This window comes from Limnobacter olei (genome assembly GCF_029087225.1).
Taxonomy (GTDB): domain Bacteria; phylum Pseudomonadota; class Gammaproteobacteria; order Burkholderiales; family Burkholderiaceae_B; genus Limnobacter; species Limnobacter olei.
This window is the reverse complement of record NZ_JARFJD010000020.1, coordinates 1-21,775: the sequence shown is the minus strand read 5'-3', so window position 1 is coordinate 21,775 and position 21,775 is coordinate 1. Positions and strand designations below refer to the sequence as shown.

The window sequence follows — 21,775 nt, the reverse complement described above, 5'->3', positions numbered from 1 at the left end:
GCCAAATCCGGCCACAAAACCAAGTCTGCGAAGTCACAAAATGTGAGTTCTCAGCAAACCGATACACACACACAGATTCCTGGTGGCCAAAAGCCGGAGAAGGAATCCTCCACTAAGGCATCCAAACGCAAGGGAGCGTCGTCAATGGCAGGGAAGAAGGTTTCTCCTCAAAAGGCAACTGTAAAAGAAGCGAAAGTAAACACCGTGGTTAAGAAGACAGAATCCAAGAAAACAGCACCTGTTGCTGAAAAGCCTGTGAGCAAGAAAGCCGCTGCGCCCGCACCCGCACCTGTTGTGGCCGAAGAAAAGCCCAAACGTGGCCGCAAGCCCAAAGTAGTTGAGTCAGCCGCTGAGCCCGTGGCCAAGGCAGCCAAGCCAGTGGCCAAAGCGGCCGCCAAACCGGCCAAGGTTGCCGAGTCTGTAGCGGTAGAGGAAGCACAGCCCAAGAAGCGTGGTCGCAAACCCAAGCTGGTGGAACAGGCGGCGCCTGCACAAGCCGCTGAAGCCCCCAAGGGGCGCGGACGCCCGCCCAAGGCTGGCAAGCCCAAGGCTGAAGAAGAGGATGACGAGGACATCGATTCCGGTGCAGATGCATCGCTCGATTCCGACGACGTGCCCGAAGACGATGATTCAGACGCCAAAAAAGCCGACCTGGTGATCATGCCCAAGCGTGGTCGCGGCTCCAAGGCCAAAGACAAAGCGCTGATCAACTCGGCTTACCTTAGCTCGGCCAACGCCACGGTTGAAGAACTCGAATTACGCCGAAACCAGCTTAAAACCCTGATCAAAATGGGTAAAGAGCGCGGCTACTTGACCTTTGCTGAAATTAACGACCACTTGCCTGACGATGTAACCGACGGCGAAGTGATCGAAGCCATGGTCAGCACCTTCCACGACATGGGTATCACTGTTTACGAACAGGCCCCTGACGCTGAAGCCTTGTTGATGAACGACAACGCACCCGTGGGCACTTCTGCCGAAGACGCAGAAGAAGAAGCTGAAGCCGCGTTGAGCAACGTCGATTCTGAATTTGGCCGCACCACCGACCCTGTTCGCATGTACATGCGTGAAATGGGTACGGTTGAGTTGCTGACCCGCGAGGGCGAGATTGAAATTGCCAAGCGAATTGAAGCTGGCCTGAAAGACATGGTGCAGGCCATTTCTGCGTGCCCAGCCATTGTCGAAGACGTGGTGGGCCTGGGCCAGCGCATTGCTGAAGGTTTGTCGACGGTAGATGAAGTGGTTGACGGCATTGTTGACGACTCAATTACAGATGACATGGTTGAAGCCGCAGCGCCTGAAGAGGTTAGCGACGACGAAGACAGCGATGACGAAGAAGAAGGCAATGACGGTGGCACCACCTCCGGCATGTCGGCCCGTCAGCTGGAAGAACTCAAGAAGAATTCGCTGGTGGTTTTTGCTGAAATTGAAAAGCAGTTTGCCAAGCTGAAAAAAGCACGTGCAGATGGTGGCTACAATTCTGCGGCCTACAAAAAAGCCAAGGAAGCGATTGCCGAACAATTCATGAAAATTCGCTTCACGGCCAAGCAGGTTGAGCGCCTGTGCAGCATTTTGCGTGAGCAAGTGGACAGTGTTCGCAAAATTGAACGTGAAATTTACGACATCGCCGTGAACCGCGTGGGCGTGCCCCGCGAGCAGTTCCTCGATAAATTCCGTGGTCATGAAGTGGAAGCTGCATGGGTAGATACATTCAGCGCATCGAACGCGGCTTGGGCTGAAACCTGGGCGCGTAATATTCCTGCGATCAACGAATTGCAGCAAAAGCTGGTTGCCATTCAAGACGCGGTTTCTCTGCCTTTGAATGACTTGCGCGCGATCAACAAACAAATGGTGTCCGGTGAAAACCGTGCCCGTTTGGCCAAGCGTGAAATGATCGAGGCCAACTTGCGTTTGGTGATTTCGATTGCCAAGAAGTACACCAACCGTGGCTTGCAATTCCTGGATTTGATCCAGGAAGGCAACGTGGGCTTGATGAAGGCGGTGGACAAGTTTGAATACCGCCGTGGCTACAAGTTTTCTACGTATGCCACTTGGTGGATTCGTCAGGCCATTACCCGCTCCATTGCTGACCAGGCACGCACCATTCGTATCCCGGTGCACATGATCGAAACCATCAACAAGATGAACCGTATCAGCCGTCAAATTCTGCAAGAAACCGGTATTGAGCCCGATCCTGCCACCTTGGCCGAGCGCATGGAAATGCCCGAGGAAAAGATTCGCAAGATTCTGAAAATCGCGAAAGAACCCATTTCGATGGAAACACCGATTGGTGACGACGACGATTCACACTTGGGCGATTTCATCGAAGACAACCACACCTTGGCCCCGCAAGACGCCGCGCAATACAGCAGCCTGCGCTTCGTGACCAAAGATGTGCTCGATTCGCTGACCCCACGCGAGGCGAAAGTGCTGCGTATGCGTTTCGGTATTGAGATGAGCACCGACCACACGCTGGAAGAAGTAGGCAAGCAGTTTGACGTAACCCGCGAGCGGATTCGTCAAATTGAAGCCAAGGCACTTCGCAAGCTGCGTCACCCCAGCCGATCAGACAAGCTGAAAAGCTTCCTGGAAGGCGAATAAAGCTTTTGAAAGGTAAAGTGGGGCTGTAGCTCAGCGGTTAGAGCAGAGGACTCATAATCCTTTGGTCGAGGGTTCGAACCCCTCCGGCCCTACCAGTAAAAACAAGGACTTAGAGGTGAACAGCCCCTAAGTCCTTTTGTTTTCAAACCTTGATCAGCAGGGCGTTGAATTCACGTATCACCTGCGTAAATGCATCTGCATTCAATGTTTCCAGGCGATGCGCTCGCAACTTGGCCACGTGTTCAAAGGTCAGAGGTTCCGCTTCGATAACACCCATGGTCCAGTTGTCGAACATGCGCTCTTTCATCGGAGAGATTTGAATGAGTCGACTGTCAGTGTGCCGCTTGTCGTCGAGAATTTTCATGTAGGTGCGCAGCACATTTTGCTCCGGCCCTTCAAGCACTTGCATGAACATGCCACCTCCGTGAACCAGCACGCCTGTGATCCCAGCTGCGCTATTGTTTTTTCTGGAGGTCAGCAAGATTTCTTTCAGCACTTCTTCACTGAAATCGGACTTGGCTTGGCTGCAATAAAGAAGACGAATCATGAGCAGCGCTCCGGGTGGGCTGGGGGGTTAGCGATTTGATTTCACCATGTTAGTGGGTTGATTTGATCGCGCGTCGATAGAGGATATGGGTAATTTGGGTGGCAATTCCGGCTTTGTCGGGATTTACTCGGCGCGGGCTTCTTTATTTTCCGACATGCTGTCAGCCGAAGTCTTGCAATCATTTTCCTGTGTGCCTGATTTATATCGGGAATCGTTGTAAGTATCTTTTTGTCTTTCCGTCTCAACAAACCAACCTTCAGCATCACCATGATTTCTGGCGATAAACCCCCGATAGCCTTCACCATGCCCGATCCCAAGAAGGCGGACGCATTGGCCGCCTCGCGCCCGCCGGAGGTGAAAACCGCTGCAGACCGGGATGGTGCCAGCGTGGTGGTGTCGATCTCAAGGCCACGGGGCACCATGTTGGTAGACAGTACCACCCCATTTGATGCGGACAAGGTGGAAATGATTCGCCGTCAGCTGAGTGAGGGTGGCTTGAAAATTGATGCCAGTATCGTGGCTGATCGCATGATTAATGATCAAAAAGTACTGTTGGGAAGCTAAATTTTCAAAAGTGTTCACTAAAAAAAACCATTTCAATCAAATAAAAAAATATCAATAAAATCAATTATTTGATAGATAAAATAAGTGTACAGTTGTACTCTTCTGACACTTTATTCTAGTTTTTTCAGCAAAATATCTTGCGAAAAACAGGCGTTTTTAGTTACATTGGTGCACATCTGTTCACTAATGTGGAAAACGCAATGAGAACCAACAGCCAACTGTCCAACAAAGTAGTCCGCGGACTCTCCAAAATTCTGGGTCAAGAATTCGTTACCTTCTGGCTTGAGCAAGCGGGCAGCACCCATTCAAGCGATCGTTGTCTGGCCGAGGTGGTGCGTATTGATCGCGAGACTGCGGATGCAGTCAGCCTGTGGTTGCGCCCCAATGCTTTGTTCAAAGGTTTCGAGGCTGGCCAGCACGTGAACCTGAGCATTACGATTGATGGTGTGGTGCACACGCGTTCATACAGCTTCAGCAGCGCCCCCACTGAAAGTGGCTTGGTGCGCCTGACTATCAAGCAAACTCCAACTGGTCTTGTTTCACGTTATGTGGTGAACCAACTTGAAGTGGGCACTGTGGTGGAACTGGGCGATGTGTTTGGTGACATGACCCTTGCACATACTCAGCCCATGCTGAACCAACAGCGCCCCACTATGCTGCTGCTGGCCGCCGGCAGTGGTATTACACCCATGATCAGCTTGATTGAAGAATTGGAAGTACTGGGTTGGCCAGCAGACGTAACCTTGATGAGCTGGGCGCGCAACCCGGAAGACGTGTTGTTTGACACCAACCTGAAATCCAAAATCAACGAACATTTCAAATATGTGCGCCTGCTGGAAAGCGGCGCCAACTTGGCCGAAGGTGATTTGGCGGGTCGCCCCTGTGCGGAGCAATTTGCAGCTGTCGCGGGTACTCTGGAAACAACCGATGTGTACGCCTGTGGCCCCGATGGTTTCATGACCGCGCTGCGTGGCATTTTGGGCGACACGCCCAAAAGCTTTCATGCCGAATCGTTCACCCCCATGGCCTTGAGCATTGATGAGAACGCCGAGGTGAAAACATTCACGGTGACCCTGACCAAGAGCAACCGAGTTCTGGAAGTGAGCAACAACAAGCCACTGCTGAAAGCGTTGCAAGAGCAGGGTATTAACCCCCCACACGGTTGTGGCATGGGCATTTGCAACACCTGTTCATGCGAAAAGCTGACAGGTACTACGCAAAACATGCAAAACAAATCGGTGTGCGGCACCAACAACACGGCGCTGCGTTTGTGCATCAACGCCGCCCAAGGCCCGGTTTCACTGGACCTGTAAAAGCAAAACCTAAAAATACTGGAGCAAATCATGAGAAAAGCTGACCGCAAATTGAGCCCCGCTGAACTGGAACAGTTTGGTGCCGAGATTGAAGCGATTCGCCAGAAGCACCTGGCCGACGTGGGTGAACGCGACGCCAAGTACATCACCAAAATTGAAAAAGCAGTGCGCTACACCGAAATTGCTGGCCGCGGCCTGTTAATGGCCGGTATTTTTCCGCCCGCATTCATTCTGGGTACGCTGACTTTGGGCGTGTCGAAAATTCTGGAAAATATGGAATTGGGCCACAACGTGATGCATGGCCAATACGATTTCATGCAAAACAAGCGCCTGATGGGCCAAACTTACGAGTGGGACACCTGGTGTACCGCGGACAACTGGCGCTACAGCCACAACTACCGCCACCACACTTACACCAACGTGTTGGGAGAGGACCATGACATTGGTTATGGCGTGTTGCGCCTGTTCCCTGAACAAAAATGGGAACCCCGTTTTTTGGCCAACGTACCGCTGATGGTAATTTTGGCCACCTTCTTTGAAAACCTGCTGGCTTTGCAAACCCTTGAACTTGAGAAAGTAATCAGCGGTGAGAAAACCCTGAAAGAAACCAAAGACCGCGCCATTCCGACATTCAAGAAAGCCGGTCGCCAGATTGCGAAAGACTATGTTTTCTTCCCGCTTTTGGCTGGTCCATTTTTCTTACCCGTGTTGGCTGGCAACTTTTTGGCCAACATCATTCGCAATTACTGGACCTTTGTGATTATTTTCTGTGGTCACTTCACAGCTGATTCAGAAGTATTCGACAAGTCCATCATCGAAGGCGAATCGCAAGCACACTGGTATTTGCGCCAGTTGAAGGGTTCATCGAACCTGACCGGCGGCAAGTTGTTCCACATCATGTCGGGCAACTTGAGCCACCAGATTGAACACCACCTGTTCCCCGAGGTGCCTGCGCACCGTTACGCAGAAATGTCGGTTGAAGTGCAGGAAATTTGCAAGCGCTATGGCCAGTATTACAACAAGGCTTCGCTGCTCAAGCAGTTTTCTACCGTGGTGGGCCGCGCGTTCAAGTACAGTCTGCCAAGTTTGAAGCGCAAGAATCAGGAACCATTGGCTGCCTGATCGATAACCGGTTTACCGCTTATCACTGGTTTTTGTAACCCGATGGCTGATTTCCTGCGTTAGGTACCGTGCATCCCCCCAAGGGGTGCGCAGTATCGATAACAAACAAAGGAAGTCAGCCATGAAAAAATTAATTTCTGTTGCCGTATTGTCTGCAGCCGCAGCCAGCCCCGCCTTCGCTGAAGGCACTTACCTGGGCGCTACCTACAACAGCCTGGGTATTACCGACAGCCGAATTGGTGGTGTTGAGCTTGACGTGGACACTCTTGGCATTGTGGGTGGATATGAACTCAGCCCAAATCTGGCTGTTGAAGGCCGTTTGTTGACCGGTGTTGATGAAGAAAATTCTGGTGCTTTTCGCGCAGAAGTTGATTCGTACATCGGCGCCAATCTGCTGGGCAAAGTGCCCTTGAACAATCAGTTCTCGCTGTACGGCACTTTGGGTTACGGCTTTCTCGATGCGAATGTCAGTGGCCCTGGCTTTAACACCAGCGATGACGACGGCGCACTAAGCTATGGCGGCGGTGTGATGTACACCGCAGGCAACGTGAATATTCGAGCAGGTTACGAGATGCTGTATGACAAAGACAACATCGAAGCAGATGGCTTGAATTTGACTGCCACTTTTGCGTTCTAAATTCAAGTAAATCGGGGGTGCACAGGTAAAGCGGCACCCCTCTGTCCACGCCTTGCGACACTCCTTGAGTGTTTGATCATTCAATGTCCAGAAGAGATGGCTTTTGGTGTTTCTTCTTGGTAGTTTTCTGATGTAACAATGCCCCTACACTTAATGGGGGTCTTTTGGTCATCGAGAGTTTGAATGGTTCGCACTGCATTTTTTCTCAGTTTCTTGTTGTCATCCTTTCTAGCCCAAGCCGCACCTTTGCGCATTGGGGTGTCTGAAAACTTGATGTCTTTGCCTTTGTACGTGGCAGAAGCTGAGGGGTTTTTTCAAAAGCGGGGGGTGAATGTTGAATTTGTGAACTGCGTGGGCGGCAACCGCTGCGTGAGGAATATGCTCGATGGCCAAACTGACCTGGCCACTGCCACTGAGCTGCCGGTGGTGTTCAACAGTTTTACACGAAACGATTTCGCGATTTTGACCAGCTTTGTCAGCGTTTCAAACGACTTGAAAGTGGTGGCTCGTACTGATTCTGAAATTACCGAGCCGGGCAAGCTTCGTGACAAAGTACTCGGATATGTTAAAGGTACTGGAAGTCAATATGTGTTGGACTTGGTGCTGGTTTACAACGGCATCGACCCTGATACGGTCAATTTGGTTGCACTAACTCCTGAGACCACACTGGCTGCCCTGGCCAGTAAAAAGGTGGATGCTTTGTGTGTTTGGGAGCCATTTGCCTCTCGAATTGTTTTGGAGTTGGGCAACGATGTACAGCTGGTACCCATTCCAAAGCTGTACACAGCAAACTTCAATTTAATCGCTATGCAGAGCGTCATTAAAAACAAACCGCAAGAACTTGAGCGAGTGGTCAGGGCCTTGAAAGACAGTACCCGATTTATTCAAACCCACCCTGAGAAGGTGAAGGCTTTGGCTGCCAAGCGATTGAACATTCCAGTAGTCGTATTGGATAAAATATTTGATGACTATCGGTTTCGTTTGAGTTTAAACCGCTCTTTGCCGCGCACAATGGAAGGGCAGGCGCGTTGGGCCCTTCGTGAAGGGCATGTGAATATTAATTTGCCGCAACCCAATTACACCGGGTTTCTCTACCCCGCCTTTTTGAAAACAGTAGACCCTGGCGCTGTGTCGCTCCAATAAAGGGAAGTTAGAGTGCGTGTTGCCACCAAAATCAACCTTGCCATTCTTAGCACCATTGTGTGTGCTGTGGTGTTGGTGTTGGGCAATCTGTTCATTCTCAGTGAGCAGTTCAAAGGCTTGGAGCAGTCACAGAAGGCCCAAAATATTACCCGTTTGTCCTCCAGCCTATTGGTGCTGACTCAAGAGTATGTGCTGTTCAAGTCGCCTTCTGTGGCGGATGCCTGGTTGCGCACTCAGGAAGAGCTTGAGACAGTGATCAGCTCCACGGTAAGCCCCACAGTGGCACCGCAAGAATTGTCGGATATTCAAGGTAGCTTGGCCGAGCTAAAACCAATTTTCAATGAGCTGAACAACAGCACAGTGCGCGGTAATAACAACCCAGCGTTTTTAAAGCGCCGTGAAAGCCTGATTGTGGAGCGCTTGATTGCCGAAACCCAGGTAATTTCTGAGTTGGGTTACCAATGGGCCACACAAGTGAATGATGCACAGGCCAGAAACCTCAAAGGTTTGACCCTTCTTGAATCGGTGGGCTTGGGTAGTTTTGTGGTGGTGATTGCCTTGTTGGTGGTGTTGATGCGCATGGGCGTGTTGAACCCGCTGGCCAAGTTAAAACGTACGGCCGATGAAATTCGCAGCGGCAATGAAGATGCGGTGTGTGAAGTAAACACCAACGACGAACTGGGCGATGTGTCCAAGGCTGTGAACCAGATGGCACACAACCTTGCGCACAAAAACAAGCGATTGCGGGAGGCCAACACTCGGGTAGAAATGGCGAGCCAGGCAAAAACAGAATTTTTGTCGAACATGAGTCATGAAATTCGCACGCCATTGAACGGAATTGTGGGTCTGACCTATTTGTTGAAGGACACCTCGGTGTCAAGCAATCAAAAGTTGTTGCTGGAGAGCCTGGAAAAAACATCGCGCAACCTGATTGATTTGGTCAGCGATGTGCTCGATATTTCCAAGATTGAAGCGGGCAGCATGGAGCTGGAGTCCAAGCCTTTCTCGACACTGGAGTTTATCGACAAGGTGTCGGGAATCATGACTGGCGCTGCGGCGAACAAGCCAATCGAGCTGATTATTGAACCACCTGCTCATATGCCACGCGAATTGATTGGCGACGAGCTGCGTTTCCGTCAAATTGTAGTGAACCTGGTGGGCAACGCCATCAAGTTTACGCAGGTGGGGCATGTGTATTTGCTGTTGCAAGTGTTGTCGAATCAAGACGGTGTTTGCCGCATGCGCGTAGAAGTGCGAGACACCGGGGTCGGTATTTCACCGCAAGGGCAAGCCAACCTGTTTCGACAATTTCATCAGGCCAACACCTCGGTTGCCCGGGAGTTTGGTGGTTCTGGTCTGGGTTTGAGCCTGGTTAAAAAGCTGGTCGAGTTGATGAACGGCAGCCTGGGTTTCAACAGCGAGTTGGGCTGTGGCAGTACCTTTTGGGCCGAACTTGAATTTGCTGTGCCCCAGGGTAGCGCAAGTACGTTCACAGAGACAGGTCAATCGGTGCTGCTGGTGTCTGACAGTGAACTTCAACCCCGGGCCTTGCTCAACGCCAGTAAGCTGGTGGGTCGTCAATTGATTACCACTGGCAGCCTTGACGAGGCGCGCAAGTTGATGGTCAGCACTCCCGGGGTCGCTGGCGTTGTGTTGGACTTCCCCAAGCGACAAATCGATCGACTGGCGTGGATTGAGTTTGTCAAGGCCATGGGTTTGATGGGAGTTCCCTGTGCTGTGCTGCTGGGCAGTGATGACACGCGGCGTTTGCTGGACAAAGGCATCAGCGAAATTTTTAGCGCAATTTATGTGAAGCCCTTAACCCCGCTTCAACTTCAGAGTGCATTTAAAAATGCGGCACCGAACCTGGCCACGCGAATGAGTTCGGCAATTGCGGCACGCAATAAAATGAATTTGTTGATTGTGGATGACAGCGAACTGAACTTGAAGGTGCTTGAAGGAATTTTGGTGCGCAAGCAAGCCAACATTACCAAAGCCAACAATGGGCTGGAGGCATTGTCGTTCTTGCTGCAATACGGCCATGGTTTTGATGCGGTGGTGATGGATGTACAAATGCCGTTGATGGACGGACTTGAGGCCACCCGAGAACTGCGCAAACAACCTTTCAATGCAAATTTACCGGTGATTGGTTTGACTGGTGAAGTAGGGCCGGAAGACGAAAGACGTGCCCTTGAGGCGGGCATGAATGCGGTTCTGCACAAGCCGCTGCAACCCGAAGACCTGATGTACATACTCAACAAGCTGGTCAAGCCGGTGAGTGTTTGACCGGTGCGTGTGCCCCCGATTACTTGGCCGCAACAATCCACATATTGTCACTGGTGGGCTGCCTGTCGGCCAAACCAAATTGCACCACTTTCATGCCTTGCCGAACAATGAGTGCTTCCAGGTTTTCGGGCGTGAAGTAATTCACGTGGTCGGGTAGGCGAAAGCCACACCATTTTTCAGCGCGAATTTTTCGGTTCCATGAGCCATAGTTTGGAACCTTGATAATGACTACGCCGCCAGGTTGAAGTACCTTGGCTACTCCTTGCAGCAGGCCGTTGGGTTCTACTTCGTGTTCAAGAAACGCGCTCATCAGCACACCAGCGAAGTGGTTCTCGGGCAGCTTTCGAATGCCGTTCAGGGCGTTGTCGTGCATGATGCTGCCACCCCGAGGCTCGACCACTTCACTGGCCGCCTGGGCCAGGGCTTTGGATACTTCAATGCCATAAGGTTGGTATTTTGCGGGCAGAGTGGCCAGCAAGCCGCCAGCAGCGCAGCCAATGTCGAGTACGCGACCGCCGGGAATGTATTTTTCGATCAGCTCGGGCAACTTGTTGCGCTTGAGTACTTTTTGCCGAAAATGTTTGAAGGCGCGGCTTAAGCCCTGCTTCACAGGTTCGCGCTCCTCCCGCACCTGGCGTTCGGTTTCCGATGTTTTTTCCCAGGCGAATTCTTCGCTCAAGCGTTCATAAACCGGTGCGCGTTTCAGATACACAAAATGGCATTTGTTGCATTCAATCATTGGCCACTCACTGCTGCCGTAGCTGAGTACCTGTGCGTCCTCTGCGCTGTTTTGGCAGAAGGGGCAGCTGCGGGAGACGAGGCGTTGAGTGACATCCATCAGAAATTCTCGTTGTTGCTTAATGTTGTTGCTTGATATTGTGCACCAACCGGTTTTGTCGAAATGTGATAGCTTGGCAAGCAAGCATTTCGATTGTACATCACTTGTTTTCTGAACTTGGAGGGAATGGATTTGAAACTCTTGCTGAGCTGGGTTTTACACGCAGTGGCACTGATGGGGGTGGCCTACTTGTTACCAGGTGTGGTTGTAGAGGGGTTTTGGGCAGCATTGTGGGCTGCATTGATTCTGGGTTTGGTAAACACCATTGTGAAGCCGGTGTTGCTTATTCTGACATTGCCTTTGACTGTATTAACCTTGGGCCTTTTTTACTTCATTTTGAACGGTTTAATGTTTTACTGGGTGGGCTCCATTCTGGAAGGTTTTCAGGTCAATGGTTTTTGGTGGGCTGTGTTGGCCGCCCTGTTGTATTCCCTGTTCGCGACCTTCTTGAGCTCGATCCTGTTTCAGGAAAAGGTCAGGATCGAGCGAATTTAAACCTTGATTGACGCTTTACGCTTGCTGGGTCAACTTGAATTTGCCCATGACGGTGTCCATTTGATTGGACAGATTTTGTAGTTCAGTAATCACTTGGTTAACTTCATGGGCGACGCCTTGACTTTCTTCGGTCATGCGCGCAATTCGTTCTACCTGCTGGGCAATGAGCGTTGAGGCCGAGCTTTGCTCTTTCAGGGCTTCTGTAATTTCGGTCACTGCGCGTTCGGCATCGCTGGTGTGGTGGTTGATGGCTTCCATTTGCTGGTCGGCACCCGTGGAAGAGCTCTGGCCGAGGTTGATCATGTCGGTCCAGCCATTGACTTGCTCAACGGCTGAGCGCGTCTCGTGTTGAATGTCTGAAATCAAGGCTGAAATGCTTTTGGTCGACGATGCAGTTTTCTCGGCCAGCTTTCGTACTTCGTCCGCCACCACCGCAAAACCCCGCCCCTGTTCACCAGCGCGCGCCGCTTCAATGGCCGCATTCAGCGCAAGCAGGTTGGTTTGGTCGGCAATGGCGTGAATCACCTGAATAATGCTGGAAATGTTGTCAGACTGATTGCCCAGGTTGTTGATACTTTGCGCCAGATTGCTCGATGCGGTGCCAATTTCCTCCATGGCCTGGCGGGCTTGTTTTACACTCTCGCGACCACTTATGGACGATTGCCCGGCCTGATTGGACAAACCAAGCGCCAGGCTGGCATGGGTATGTACCTGGCTGATCGATACCGTCAGTTCTTCGACCGAAGCGGCCACCGCCGAGGCGGAATCGGTTTGCTCCTGCACGCTGCTTTTCACCTGCGAGGCGGCAATCACCAAGGTGTTGATGGTGTCGGCCATTCGGGTGGAAGCATCCTTTACTTCGCCCACCAGGCTGGTTTGTTTTAGACGAATATTCTCGAGTGCAGCGCGAATTTTGCTGATTTCATTGCTGCCATGGCTGTCAATCGGTTTGGACAAATCTCCCATGCCGATAATTTTTGCATGCGCCAAAATTTGGGCGATTTCAGTGTTGGTGTCTTTGAACACCACATAACCCAAGGCCAAGGCTAGCAACAGTACTGCCAAGGAACCAGCCCCTGCCTTGATCAGCGTGCCTTGCATGCCCGAGATGCGCTCTGTCAGGTCGGCTTGCAAGGTTTTGTTCAAACTTTGGCTCAGCTGAAATCCGGTGTTGACGGCTTCGCCAAGCAAGCCAACCATGTTGGCATGGCCCGTGACGCTGTCGTAATTCAGGTCTTTGGCCGACTGCTCTTTCACCCAGGCCGAGATGCTGTCAATTCGTTGGTCAATGGTGTCAATTTGTGCGCGCGTGTCAGCGGTAATTGCACCGCCCGCAGCAGCTGATTTCTCGGTGGCTTCACGAATTTCATCCATGGCCCGGCCCAAAGTGCCAAGCCGTGACTGTACGAAACTCAAGGTAGCTGCGGCATCGCTGTTGGGGTTGCGAAGGCGACCTTCCAGTTCAGACAAATACTCGATGACGCGTGGTAGCTGAAAGGCCATGGGGCTCATCATGTAGTAGCTGGGCAGGAAGGGGTCCAGTGTCAATTCACTTTCATCGGCCAGCTGGCGCACCAAGGTGACCATTTGATTGCCCAGTTCCTCGGATTGGGCATCGGTGGTGCCCCTGTTCAGCGCTTGAGGTAACAGGGCTGTCACTTGCTCCAGGTTGCGGTCTGTGATGGGCCAGCTCTCCGGCAAATCCGTTTTGGCTGCTTTCAGGGCTGCGCTCAGATCGCCAACAGCCCCGGCCTGTTTTTGTGCTCGATCAGCCAGGACCTTTTGCATCACAGGGTTAATTTTTTCCAGAAAAACGGCACCGCGCAACTCGTTTTCGGACGAACTGATTAGCGTGTTGATTTGCGTGTACATTTGCTGAAACAGAAAGCCAAAAGCCAGCAAAAGTGGCAGCGCGATGATGGCGCATTTTTGGGGCAAGGTCAGCGAATTTAGCGTGCGTTTGAATACCATGGGGCAACCTTCAGTGGCGTGTGAATTGTGTTCAGCTTTGAGTGTGGAACACAATTGACCGCTTGGTATCCCTGTTGAATGGGAACCCGAAATGGTTAGTTGCCAGCTGTTAGAATCGCGCTGATGCCTTGGTAGACCAAACGAAGGGCCAATGCGGTCAGCAGCCAATTCAGGATGAGCGTGAATTTTTCCTCGGGCACGCGTGTAAGCAACCTGGCACCCATCAGGTTGCCCGCCAGTGTTGCAAGGCCAATGCCCAACAACAGGGGCCAGTACGCCACCAGGCTCACGTTCAGGCTGGAAAATGCAATTACCTTGATGCCATGTTGAATCACCATGGCCATGCCATGTGTGCCCACCACCACTTGCCTTTCCCAGGCAGATTTAGGCAGCACCGACATCACCAGTGGGCCGGTGGCACCCAGCACCAGGCTAAGCCCGGTGGTAATTCCACCCGAAGCTGCGGGCGGCCAGTGTGCAAGGCGCAACCATGCACTTTTCCAGGTGGCCAGCACAATGAACAGGCCCAACAACACCTGCCCCACGGGCACCGGCACATACAGAGCCAGCGGTGTGATCAATGCCCCGCCAACAACGGAACCCAGCAGGAAGGGCCTGATATAGGCCCAATTGATGAATTTGCGTTGCACCAACACACGGTTGGTGTTGGACATGAGTTGGGCTGCGCCGTGCAGTGGAATCAGTATGGCGGGCGGTACCAGTTGCGCCATCAGTGCCAGCAACACCACGCCACCACCAATTCCAGTGGCAGCCGTGATGCTGGAGGTGATGAATGCTGCAAGGCTGAGCAGCAACACCAAAGTCATGGCGTGACTTCGATGCTGCCGATGGTGGTGCCAGAAACATCAAGTTCGATGGCGTGTGTGCCCGGCGCATTGGCCGCAATACTAACCAATGTGGTTTGATTGCCTGGAAGTGGCACGCGTGCATCCAGCCCTTCAACAATCAGTGAATCGGTTTGATTGCTGTGAACCAAAAACTGAACACGCTGCCCTTGACGAACTGTTGCACTGTAGGAACCCGTGGTCAGGTTGCCGTCGACGATGGACAAGGACTCCAGCGACCGCGCGACATCCTCTTGTGCAGCCGGGGCAAGTGCATTTTCGGTGGGCAATGTTTGAACGTAAAGGTAAGCCCCGGCCAGCGTGGCGCTGGTCAGGCCGAGGTAAACAAGTGCGCGTTTATTCATGAATTGATTTGAGGTCGTTTCGCTGTGGTTCTTTCCCACATTTGAATATACACCGGGTTGTGGCTCTCAAGCCAAAACTTAAGTTGCGTGCCCTGTGTTTCCGATTCGATAAATACTACCCCCCTTTGGAGGGGTAAAGTGTTTCAGATTCCTGAAAAGCCTGCCGTTATTCCATTCGAGGAGAATGCGCCGCATTCGCAAGGGAACCCGCACCATGTCTGTTGAACAAGCCGCCGATGACAAGCAGTTGATCAAGGAACTAGAGCGCCAGTTGGCGGAGTTCCAAGGCAATGCTGACAAGTTAAGCAAGGAAGTTGAAAGTTTGCAGGGTGCAAACTCAAGCTTGAGTCAGCAGCTTGAGTCTCAGCGTGCTGAAACCCACCAGATGCAACTGATGCTGGAGCAAATTCAGCGCGAGATGCGAATGCAGTACCTGGCTGCGGTGAAGTCGTTTTCCAACTTGATGGAGTTGCGTTCGCCGCAACTGGCTGCACATGGTTTGCGGGTTGCAGAATTGGCGCGTTTGATCGCCAAGGAACTTCATGCCAGCGAGTCGGCTTTGCAGGATATCTATGTGGCCGCGCTGTTGCATGACATTGGCAAGCTGGGTTTGAGTGACGACACACTGTTCAAGCCAGTGGTGGAGTTGAAGGGTGATGCGCGCGTGGCCTTGATGAAGCATCCTATGAAGGCGCAAGCGGCTTTTCATGGTGTATCGGAAATGGTGCATGTGTCCGAGATTATTCGACACCACCATGAGCGTTACGATGGTCAGGGCTTTCCCGATGGGCTGGAGGGTGATGGTATTCCGTTGGGTGCGAGAATTCTCGCGGTGGCTGAAGATTACGACGAGTTGCAACAAGGCTGGCTGGCGTCCAAGGCTTTTGATGAGCTGCAGGCCCAGGCTTTTTTGGTGGGTGCTGCTGGCAAGCGTTATGACCCCAAGGTGATTGCTGTGTTACCTACGGCTCTTGTGAAACTGAAGGCCGCGGAAAAAGCCAACGAGAAAATTTTACATGGCGAGGACTTGTACGAGGGTTTGGTGTTGGCCCGTGATTTTGAGGGGCCAGACGGGTTTATGTGGTTGTCCAAGGGGCAGGTGGTGTCGCGCCATTTCATTGATCGGGTGCGGGAGGCAGAGCAGCAACATGGTGTTCAGCTGAAAATCTACACAGTGAAAACCGCCAATTCACGCAATGCATCTTCAAGTAAAGATGCAACACTGCAGCCAGCGCAGCAGACAGGGCATGTGGCGCTGTAGGTGACTTGGGAGCTAAACCTGAATGGTCACGTGCGACCCATTGCAAGTTCTGCTCCCCGCACTCCCGTGCAGCGTTTTGCCATCGCCTCGCAACTCACAGCTGTGTTCAGTGCCCAATCGGAACCCAAGCCTATCGGGCATGTAACACTCAGCGCGTCAAGGAATCAGCACCGTACAACCTGTCGTGCGTCTGTTCTCAAGCTCGGTGTGGGCCTTCACCACATCAGCCAGCGCAAAGCGTTGGTTGATTTGAATTTTCACCGCGCCACTGGCAACCACGCCAAACATCTCGGCGGCACTTTCTAGCATTTCGGCTTTGTCCACGGTAAAGGCGGCAACCGATGGGCGAGTCAACACCAGTGAGCCTCTTTCGACTAGCCACTGTAGCGGTACAGGGTCCACCTTGCCGCTGGCGTTGCCAAAGCTGACCATCATGCCACGGGGCTTCAAGCAATCCAGGGAATCAACAAACGTTGCTTTTCCTACACTGTCGTATACCACCGGTACACCTTTGCCATCTGTCAATTCTTTCACGCGTTTAACCACGTTTTCTTCGCTGGTAATAATGACTTCGGCGCAGCCGTTGGCGCGTGCCAACTCTGCTTTTTCACGCGTGGACACCGTACCAATTACCCGTACTCCCAGTGATTTTGCCCATTGCGTGGCAATCGTACCGACGCCGCCAGCTGCTGCATGGAACAAAATGGTTTCACCGGCTTGTACTTTATAAACACGACGCAACAGATATTGGGCTGTAAGACCTTTGAGCATCATCGCCGCGGCGGTCTCAAAATCAATCGCATCGGGGATTTTCACGAGGGGATGGGCGGGCATGTTGCGCACTGTGCTGTAAGAACCAATCGGTCCGGAACCGTACGCAACGCGGTCCCCCGGTTTGAAGTCGTTTACGCCTTCACCCACAGCCAGAACGACTCCCGCGCCTTCGTTTCCGATGCAGGTTGGCAAAGGCAAGGGGTAAACTCCGCTGCGCCAGTACACTTCGATGAAGTTCAAACCGATCGCTTTGTGCTGAACCTGGACTTCTCCAGGCATGGGCGGGCCGATTTCCATATCCTCGATCTTCAGCACCTCAGGTGCGCCGGTGCTGTACATACGAACAATTTTTCCGGGTGTTGCAGTCATGTGATTACTCCTTCTTTTGCTTCTTTTTTTATGCTGAGCAGGGCTACACCAGTGATTACGAATGCGGTCCCCACAGCATGCCAAACTGTAAATGGTTCATTTAAAATCCAGGTGCCTAAGGCCATGGTGGCGATTGGACCAATCATGCCCATTTGCGACACACGGGGTGCGCCGATCAAGCTGATTGCAGTCATCACAGCAAACACGGGCACAAACGTGCAAAATACGGCATTCACCAGTGACCAACCCCATACAGGCAAGGGCTGCTCAACAATGATGCTTAAAGGCTGCTGAATATTGATTTGTAGCAGTATGGCGGCGGCCGAGACCAGCGTAGCCATGGCTGTAACCCGTATGGTACCCAAGCGCTTTAGCAACCTTTCACCGACAATCAAATAACTGGCATAGCAAACTGCGGACATAAACACCAACAGCACACCAAGCGCCGTGTTATCGCCCACCAGCACGGTTTCATGGCCATACACGACAGCCAACCCTACGTAGCTGAGCACCATACACATGACTTGCCAGGGCTGAGGCCACTGGTGTTTGATCAAACCGGCGATCAACAGCACGATGGACGGATAGGTGAACAGTATCAGTCGTTCAAGCCCGGCGGTGATGTATTGCAATCCCATGAAATCGAACAGACTGGCCAGGTAGTAGCCTAAGAAACCTGCCAGCGCAATCAAGCCATAGTCTTTGGTCGTCATTTTCACAGCATTTTTTTCTCGCAGCACGGTGAATATGAGTGCGCCCAAAAACAGCGGAAGCGACAACAGCATGCGCATGGCCAGCAGAGTCGATGCATCGACAGGGTAGGCATATGCAAGTTTCACCACAATGGCCTTGCCGGAAAAAAAGACGGCGCCCAAGAGCGCCAAACCCACGCCCCAAGTCGTGGGTGATCGTTCCAGTAAAGCGCGCGTTCGGCTCAAAGCTTTCCGCGCGCGTTTACAAACGTTTGATAAGGCTGGAAGTGTCCCAACGCTGACCGCCCATGCCTTGAACTTCAGCGTAGAACTGATCAACCAATGCGGTCACTGGCAGCTGCGAACCATTGCGGCGTGCTTCTTCAAGCACCAGGCTCAGGTCTTTGCGCATCCAGTCCACTGCGAAACCAAAATCGAATTTGCCCTCCACCATGGTTTTGCCACGGTTGTCCATTTGCCAGCTTTGGGCGGCGCCCTTGCCTATCACTTCCAGCGCCTTGTTCACATCCAGCCCGGCGTTCATGCCGAACTTCAGCGCTTCGGCCAAGCCTTGCAACAAACCGGCGATACACACCTGGTTCACCATTTTTGTCAGCTGACCACTGCCGGATTCACCCATCAAAGTCACGGCTTTGGCGAATGCGGCAATTACATTCTTGGACTGTTCGAAGTCGGCGTGAGTTCCTCCGCACATTACAGTCAACTGGCCATTTTCTGCTCCAGCCTGGCCACCAGACACTGGCGCATCGATGAAACCAAAACCTGCGTCTTTCGCATGTTCAAACAGTTCGCGTGCAATTTTCGCGCTGGCCGTGGTGTGGTCGATGAACACCGCACCGGGCTTCATGCCGTGGAAAGCGCCATTGATGCCCGTGCAAATTTGGCGCAAGTCATCGTCGTTGCCCACACAGGCGAAAACAAAGTCCTGGCCTGTCGCGGCTTTTTCAGGTGTTGTGGCCATTTTGCCGCCGTGCTGCGCGACCCATTTCTCGGCCTTGGCCGAACTGCGGTTGTACACCGTCACCTCGTGGCCTGCTTTGGCCAAATGACCTGCCATGGGGTATCCCATTACACCCAAACCCAAAAACGCGACTTTGAAACCCATATTTACCACCTGAAAAGTTTTAGTTCTTGATTGAACTGTATCGGAATAGAACCGGTATTGCGCTTCGGATCATCCCTAGGTTTATGAGAAAAGGGTCGCATGGGTGATACCTCGATATCCAGGCTTTCTACCCTCCAACAATTATCGAATAAAGTGAATTTTAATTAATATTTGTACATACATTGTATTTATGATTAAATTTGAATGGGATCCTTTAAAGGCAATTTCAAACAGGAGAAAGCACGGAGTGTCTTTCGATGAGGCTCAATCTGTGTTCTATGACGAATTTGCGCTCCAGTTTTTTGATGATGAGCATTCAGAGGACGAGGAGCGTTTTATTTTATTGGGCTTAAGCGATCAGCGCAGACTGCTGATGGTTTGTCATTGCGAAAGACAGCAAGGTAATTCGGTGCGGATCATTTCCGCGCGTAAAGCAACTAAAAATGAAGCCAGGTTTTATTCGGGAATTTGACGATGAAGAAAGAATTTGATCTCTCAAAGATGAAGGTGAGAAAAAATCCTTACGCTGGAAAGCTTAAAAAGCCGGTAACCATGCGGCTAAGCGAAGACGTTATCGAGTACTTCAAGTCGATGGCTGAGGACGCGGGTGTTCCCTATCAAAGCTTGATCAATCTATATCTACGTGATTGTGTTCTTCAGCACCGAAAAATTGAAATTTCATGGGATTCGTCAACACAATGAAAATCTGGGTCGATGCCGACGCTTGCCCGGTGGCAGTGAAGGAAATCATTTTTCGTGCGGCTGACCGAACTGGCATTGAAACCACTTTGGTGGCCAACCAATACATTCGTACGCCGCCCTCTAAATTCATCAAGCTGTTGCAGGTGCCGCGTGGTTTTGATGAGGCTGATGATGAAATTGTACGCCGCGTTGAAGCCGGGAATCTGGTGATTACCAGCGACATCCCCCTGGCGGCCCAGTTGGTGGACAAAGGTGCGCAGGTGTTAAGCCCGCGTGGGGAAATGTTCACCGCTGAGAACATCAAAGCCCTTCATACCATGCGCGACTTCATGGACACCATGCGGGCAAGCGGCATCGATACAGGCGGTCCGCCCGCCTACAGCCAAGCGGACCGAAAAACTTTCGCCAGTCAATTTGACCGAATCATCGCGAAGTTTCCAAAGGCTGTTTAGCCTTTTTCTACCGTGACTTCACTGATCAAAATCACCGGGCTGGCATTGGTGTAGTTGGGAATGTCTGCCATGATTTCCTGCGCATGCGGGCCAAATGCGGCCTGAAAAGCTTCAACGGAATCCACCAGCAAATGGCCCATGGCCACAAACGCTGGCGCATCGCCTGCGCCGCCAGCCAGCCCTTTGTCGACTGTGTAGTGGTGCAAGGCTTTGCCCATTTTGCTTTTTACCAGCGGCATGTGCGTGGTTTTGTAGTAATCATGGTCAAAGCTGACACCTTGCGCATTGGGGTACATCACACTGACTTTAATCATAGTAATTTGTCTCCTCGACTGCCTCTATTTGATCCAAACCTGCTTGGCGTTAACAAACTCGCGAATGCCGTGTGGCCCAAGCTCGCGGCCATAACCCGATTGCTTGATGCCACCACTGGGCAACCGAGGGTCTGTTTTAACAATTCCATTCACCGCCACCTGGCCGGCCTGCAGTTCATTGACTGCACGCATGGCCTTGCTGGTGCTGGCAGTCCATATACTAGATCCCAAACCATAGTTTGTGTTGTTCGCCACGTTCAGCGCTTCATCAATATTTTCTATTGGCATAACCGCCATGACAGGCCCGAAGGTTTCCTCTTCAAACGCGCACATGCCGGGCTTCACATCGGCCAATAAGGTAGGGGGGTAGTGGTAGCCCGGCGCATCCGGAAGCTGGCCGCCCAGCAGGCACTTTGCCCCTTGCTCAATGGTTTGCAGCACTTGGCGGTGAAGATTGTCGCGCAGGTCTTTACGTGCGATGGGACCAATGTCGGTGTTGGGATCCTGTGGATCGCCCAATTTCAGTTTGGCCAGCCGCACCTTGAGCAAGGTCGTGAATTCTTCATAAACCTTCGACTCAATCAATATGCGTTTGGCTGCAATACAGCTTTGGCCGGCATTGATGATGGGTGACAACACCACCACATCGGCCGCGCGTTCAAGATCGGCATCTGCCAGCACAATGCAGGGGTCGGAACCGCCCAATTCAAGGACTGCGGGTTTCAGTTCGGAAGCCGCTGTGGCGGCCACTTTTCTGCCCGCCGCGCTGGAACCCGTGAAGCTGACAGCCATGATCCGGGGATCTCGAATGGCTTGTTCCACATGTTCGGTGCGCAGTGGCAGGTTCACCACCACTCCAGCAGGGGCACCGGCCTCTTTGAACAGGTCGGCCAAGGCCTGTGCGGTGGCCGGCACATTCGGGTCGTGCTTCATCACGCAGGTGTTGCCAGCCATCAGCGCTGGGGCCAGGTAACGAAAGGCCAGCCACGCTGGCGCATTCCAGGGCAATATGCCCAACAAGGTGCCCAATGGCTGGTATTTCACGTAGCTTTCTGATGCATCGGATGCGATCCATTCATCGGCCAAATGCTTGCTGGCATGTTCGGCATAGTATTCGCAACATGTGGCGGCTTTTTCAACTTCAGGGCCTCCTTCCTTCACAGGTTTGCCCATTTCGAGTGCCATCAATTCGGCCAACTTGGTTTTGTGTTTACGCAGTTGAGCTGCCACGGCATGAAGCACTTTGCCGCGTTCGGCAAATGATTTCGATGACCATGCAGGAAAGGCTGCAGCGGCAAGTCCAATTTGTGCACTGATTTGTTCGCCTTGCAATGCGAGGTGCATATTCTGGCCAAACT

Annotated in this window: 21 protein-coding genes, 1 tRNA gene and 1 pseudogene; 13 read left to right on the top strand and 10 right to left on the bottom strand. The window is 52.2% G+C overall.

Annotated elements, in window-relative coordinates:
• Nucleotides 1-144 precede the first annotated feature (144 nt).
• Nucleotides 145-2,601: an RNA polymerase sigma factor RpoD gene (rpoD, locus tag PY990_RS12570; protein WP_275271885.1), complete on the top strand. Its 2,457-nt coding sequence runs from the start codon at nucleotides 145-147 to the stop codon at nucleotides 2,599-2,601.
• Nucleotides 2,602-2,620: 19 nt separating this feature from the next.
• Nucleotides 2,621-2,696: transfer RNA gene (locus tag PY990_RS12565), tRNA-Ile, on the top strand.
• Nucleotides 2,697-2,743: 47 nt separating this feature from the next.
• On the opposite strand, the gene PY990_RS12560 is transcribed toward PY990_RS12565, so the two are convergent.
• Nucleotides 2,744-3,148 carry a BLUF domain-containing protein gene (locus PY990_RS12560; protein ID WP_275271884.1) on the bottom strand — a complete coding sequence of 135 codons (405 nt, stop codon included), beginning with the start codon at nucleotides 3,146-3,148 and terminating at the stop codon, nucleotides 2,744-2,746.
• Between the two features lie 267 nt (nucleotides 3,149-3,415).
• Between PY990_RS12560 and flgM the strand changes: the two genes are divergently transcribed.
• The 6 genes from flgM (at nucleotide 3,416) to PY990_RS12530 (ending at nucleotide 10,213) form a co-directional block, all read left to right on the top strand.
• The gene (gene flgM / locus PY990_RS12555; RefSeq protein ID WP_275271883.1) at nucleotides 3,416-3,712 is read left to right on the top strand and encodes a flagellar biosynthesis anti-sigma factor FlgM; all 297 of its coding nucleotides are present in this window, start codon (nucleotides 3,416-3,418) and stop codon (nucleotides 3,710-3,712) included.
• A gap of 200 nt (nucleotides 3,713-3,912) precedes the next feature.
• Nucleotides 3,913-5,025 (top strand): ferredoxin reductase, encoded by a 1,113-nt coding sequence (locus tag PY990_RS12550; RefSeq protein ID WP_275271882.1) that lies wholly within the window; start codon nucleotides 3,913-3,915, stop codon nucleotides 5,023-5,025.
• A gap of 30 nt (nucleotides 5,026-5,055) precedes the next feature.
• Nucleotides 5,056-6,147, top strand: coding sequence for a fatty acid desaturase family protein (locus PY990_RS12545; protein WP_275271881.1), 1,092 nt, complete (start codon nucleotides 5,056-5,058; stop codon nucleotides 6,145-6,147).
• A gap of 121 nt (nucleotides 6,148-6,268) precedes the next feature.
• Nucleotides 6,269-6,784, top strand: a complete 516-nt coding sequence (locus PY990_RS12540) for a porin family protein (RefSeq protein WP_275271880.1) — start codon at nucleotides 6,269-6,271, stop codon at nucleotides 6,782-6,784.
• Nucleotides 6,785-6,967: 183 nt separating this feature from the next.
• Nucleotides 6,968-7,927 (top strand): ABC transporter substrate-binding protein, encoded by a 960-nt coding sequence (locus PY990_RS12535; RefSeq protein WP_275271879.1) that lies wholly within the window; start codon nucleotides 6,968-6,970, stop codon nucleotides 7,925-7,927.
• A gap of 12 nt (nucleotides 7,928-7,939) precedes the next feature.
• Nucleotides 7,940-10,213, top strand: coding sequence for an ATP-binding protein (locus PY990_RS12530; RefSeq protein ID WP_275271878.1), 2,274 nt, complete (start codon nucleotides 7,940-7,942; stop codon nucleotides 10,211-10,213).
• 19 nt (nucleotides 10,214-10,232) lie between these two features.
• Here PY990_RS12530 and PY990_RS12525 read toward each other — a convergent pair whose 3' ends face one another.
• Nucleotides 10,233-11,051: a class I SAM-dependent methyltransferase gene (locus PY990_RS12525; protein ID WP_275271877.1), complete on the bottom strand. Its 819-nt coding sequence runs from the start codon at nucleotides 11,049-11,051 to the stop codon at nucleotides 10,233-10,235.
• A 132-nt stretch (nucleotides 11,052-11,183) separates the two neighbouring features.
• On the opposite strand from PY990_RS12525, the gene PY990_RS12520 reads away from it, so the two are divergent.
• Nucleotides 11,184-11,546: a phage holin family protein gene (locus PY990_RS12520; RefSeq protein WP_040513453.1), complete on the top strand. Its 363-nt coding sequence runs from the start codon at nucleotides 11,184-11,186 to the stop codon at nucleotides 11,544-11,546.
• Nucleotides 11,547-11,561: 15 nt separating this feature from the next.
• Here the strand turns inward: PY990_RS12520 and PY990_RS12515 are convergent, their stop codons facing one another.
• The 3 genes from PY990_RS12515 to PY990_RS12505 all read right to left on the bottom strand — a co-directional run bounded on the left by PY990_RS12515 (nucleotide 11,562) and on the right by PY990_RS12505 (nucleotide 14,727).
• Nucleotides 11,562-13,517, bottom strand: a complete 1,956-nt coding sequence (locus PY990_RS12515; RefSeq protein WP_275271876.1) for a methyl-accepting chemotaxis protein — start codon at nucleotides 13,515-13,517, stop codon at nucleotides 11,562-11,564.
• Nucleotides 13,518-13,612: 95 nt separating this feature from the next.
• Entirely contained in the window at nucleotides 13,613-14,344 is a 732-nt protein-coding gene (locus tag PY990_RS12510) for a sulfite exporter TauE/SafE family protein (protein ID WP_275271875.1), read from the bottom strand.
• Nucleotides 14,341-14,727 carry a hypothetical protein gene (locus tag PY990_RS12505; RefSeq protein ID WP_275271874.1) on the bottom strand — a complete coding sequence of 129 codons (387 nt, stop codon included), beginning with the start codon at nucleotides 14,725-14,727 and terminating at the stop codon, nucleotides 14,341-14,343. Before PY990_RS12505 ends, PY990_RS12510 begins: the two co-directional genes overlap by 4 nt.
• Nucleotides 14,728-14,911: 184 nt before the next feature.
• Here PY990_RS12505 and PY990_RS12500 point away from each other — a divergent pair, with 184 nt between their 5' ends.
• Nucleotides 14,912-15,988: an HD-GYP domain-containing protein gene (locus PY990_RS12500; protein ID WP_275271873.1), complete on the top strand. Its 1,077-nt coding sequence runs from the start codon at nucleotides 14,912-14,914 to the stop codon at nucleotides 15,986-15,988.
• Nucleotides 15,989-16,144: 156 nt separating this feature from the next.
• Here PY990_RS12500 and PY990_RS12495 read toward each other — a convergent pair whose 3' ends face one another.
• From PY990_RS12495 to PY990_RS12485, 3 genes and pseudogenes are all read right to left on the bottom strand, one after another.
• Nucleotides 16,145-17,131: a quinone oxidoreductase family protein gene (locus tag PY990_RS12495; protein WP_275271872.1), complete on the bottom strand. Its 987-nt coding sequence runs from the start codon at nucleotides 17,129-17,131 to the stop codon at nucleotides 16,145-16,147.
• The gene (locus PY990_RS12490; RefSeq protein WP_275271871.1) at nucleotides 17,128-18,069 is read right to left on the bottom strand and encodes a DMT family transporter; all 942 of its coding nucleotides are present in this window, start codon (nucleotides 18,067-18,069) and stop codon (nucleotides 17,128-17,130) included. Before PY990_RS12490 ends, PY990_RS12495 begins: the two co-directional genes overlap by 4 nt.
• Before the next feature lie 16 nt (nucleotides 18,070-18,085).
• A pseudogene (locus PY990_RS12485) lies at nucleotides 18,086-18,961 on the bottom strand (NAD(P)-dependent oxidoreductase); the annotation flags it as partial.
• A 178-nt stretch (nucleotides 18,962-19,139) separates the two neighbouring features.
• On the opposite strand from PY990_RS12485, the gene PY990_RS12480 reads away from it, so the two are divergent.
• From PY990_RS12480 to PY990_RS12470, 3 genes are read left to right on the top strand one after another with little or no spacing between them, the layout of a single operon-like run.
• Nucleotides 19,140-19,421 carry a BrnT family toxin gene (locus PY990_RS12480; RefSeq protein WP_105027171.1) on the top strand — a complete coding sequence of 94 codons (282 nt, stop codon included), beginning with the start codon at nucleotides 19,140-19,142 and terminating at the stop codon, nucleotides 19,419-19,421.
• 2 nt (nucleotides 19,422-19,423) lie between these two features.
• On the top strand, nucleotides 19,424-19,651 hold the full coding sequence (locus tag PY990_RS12475; RefSeq protein ID WP_105027170.1) for a BrnA antitoxin family protein: 228 nt from the start codon (nucleotides 19,424-19,426) through the stop codon (nucleotides 19,649-19,651).
• Complete coding sequence (locus PY990_RS12470; protein WP_008252002.1) at nucleotides 19,648-20,103, top strand: YaiI/YqxD family protein; 456 nt, start codon at nucleotides 19,648-19,650, stop codon at nucleotides 20,101-20,103. Before PY990_RS12475 ends, PY990_RS12470 begins: the two co-directional genes overlap by 4 nt.
• Here PY990_RS12470 and PY990_RS12465 read toward each other — a convergent pair.
• Nucleotides 20,100-20,417, bottom strand: coding sequence for an EthD family reductase (locus PY990_RS12465; protein WP_275271870.1), 318 nt, complete (start codon nucleotides 20,415-20,417; stop codon nucleotides 20,100-20,102). The two genes, PY990_RS12470 and PY990_RS12465, sit on opposite strands and share 4 nt — an antisense overlap.
• Before the next feature lie 24 nt (nucleotides 20,418-20,441).
• A partial coding sequence (locus PY990_RS12460; RefSeq protein WP_275271869.1) for an NAD-dependent succinate-semialdehyde dehydrogenase occupies nucleotides 20,442-21,775 on the bottom strand: 1,334 nt, incomplete at its 5' end.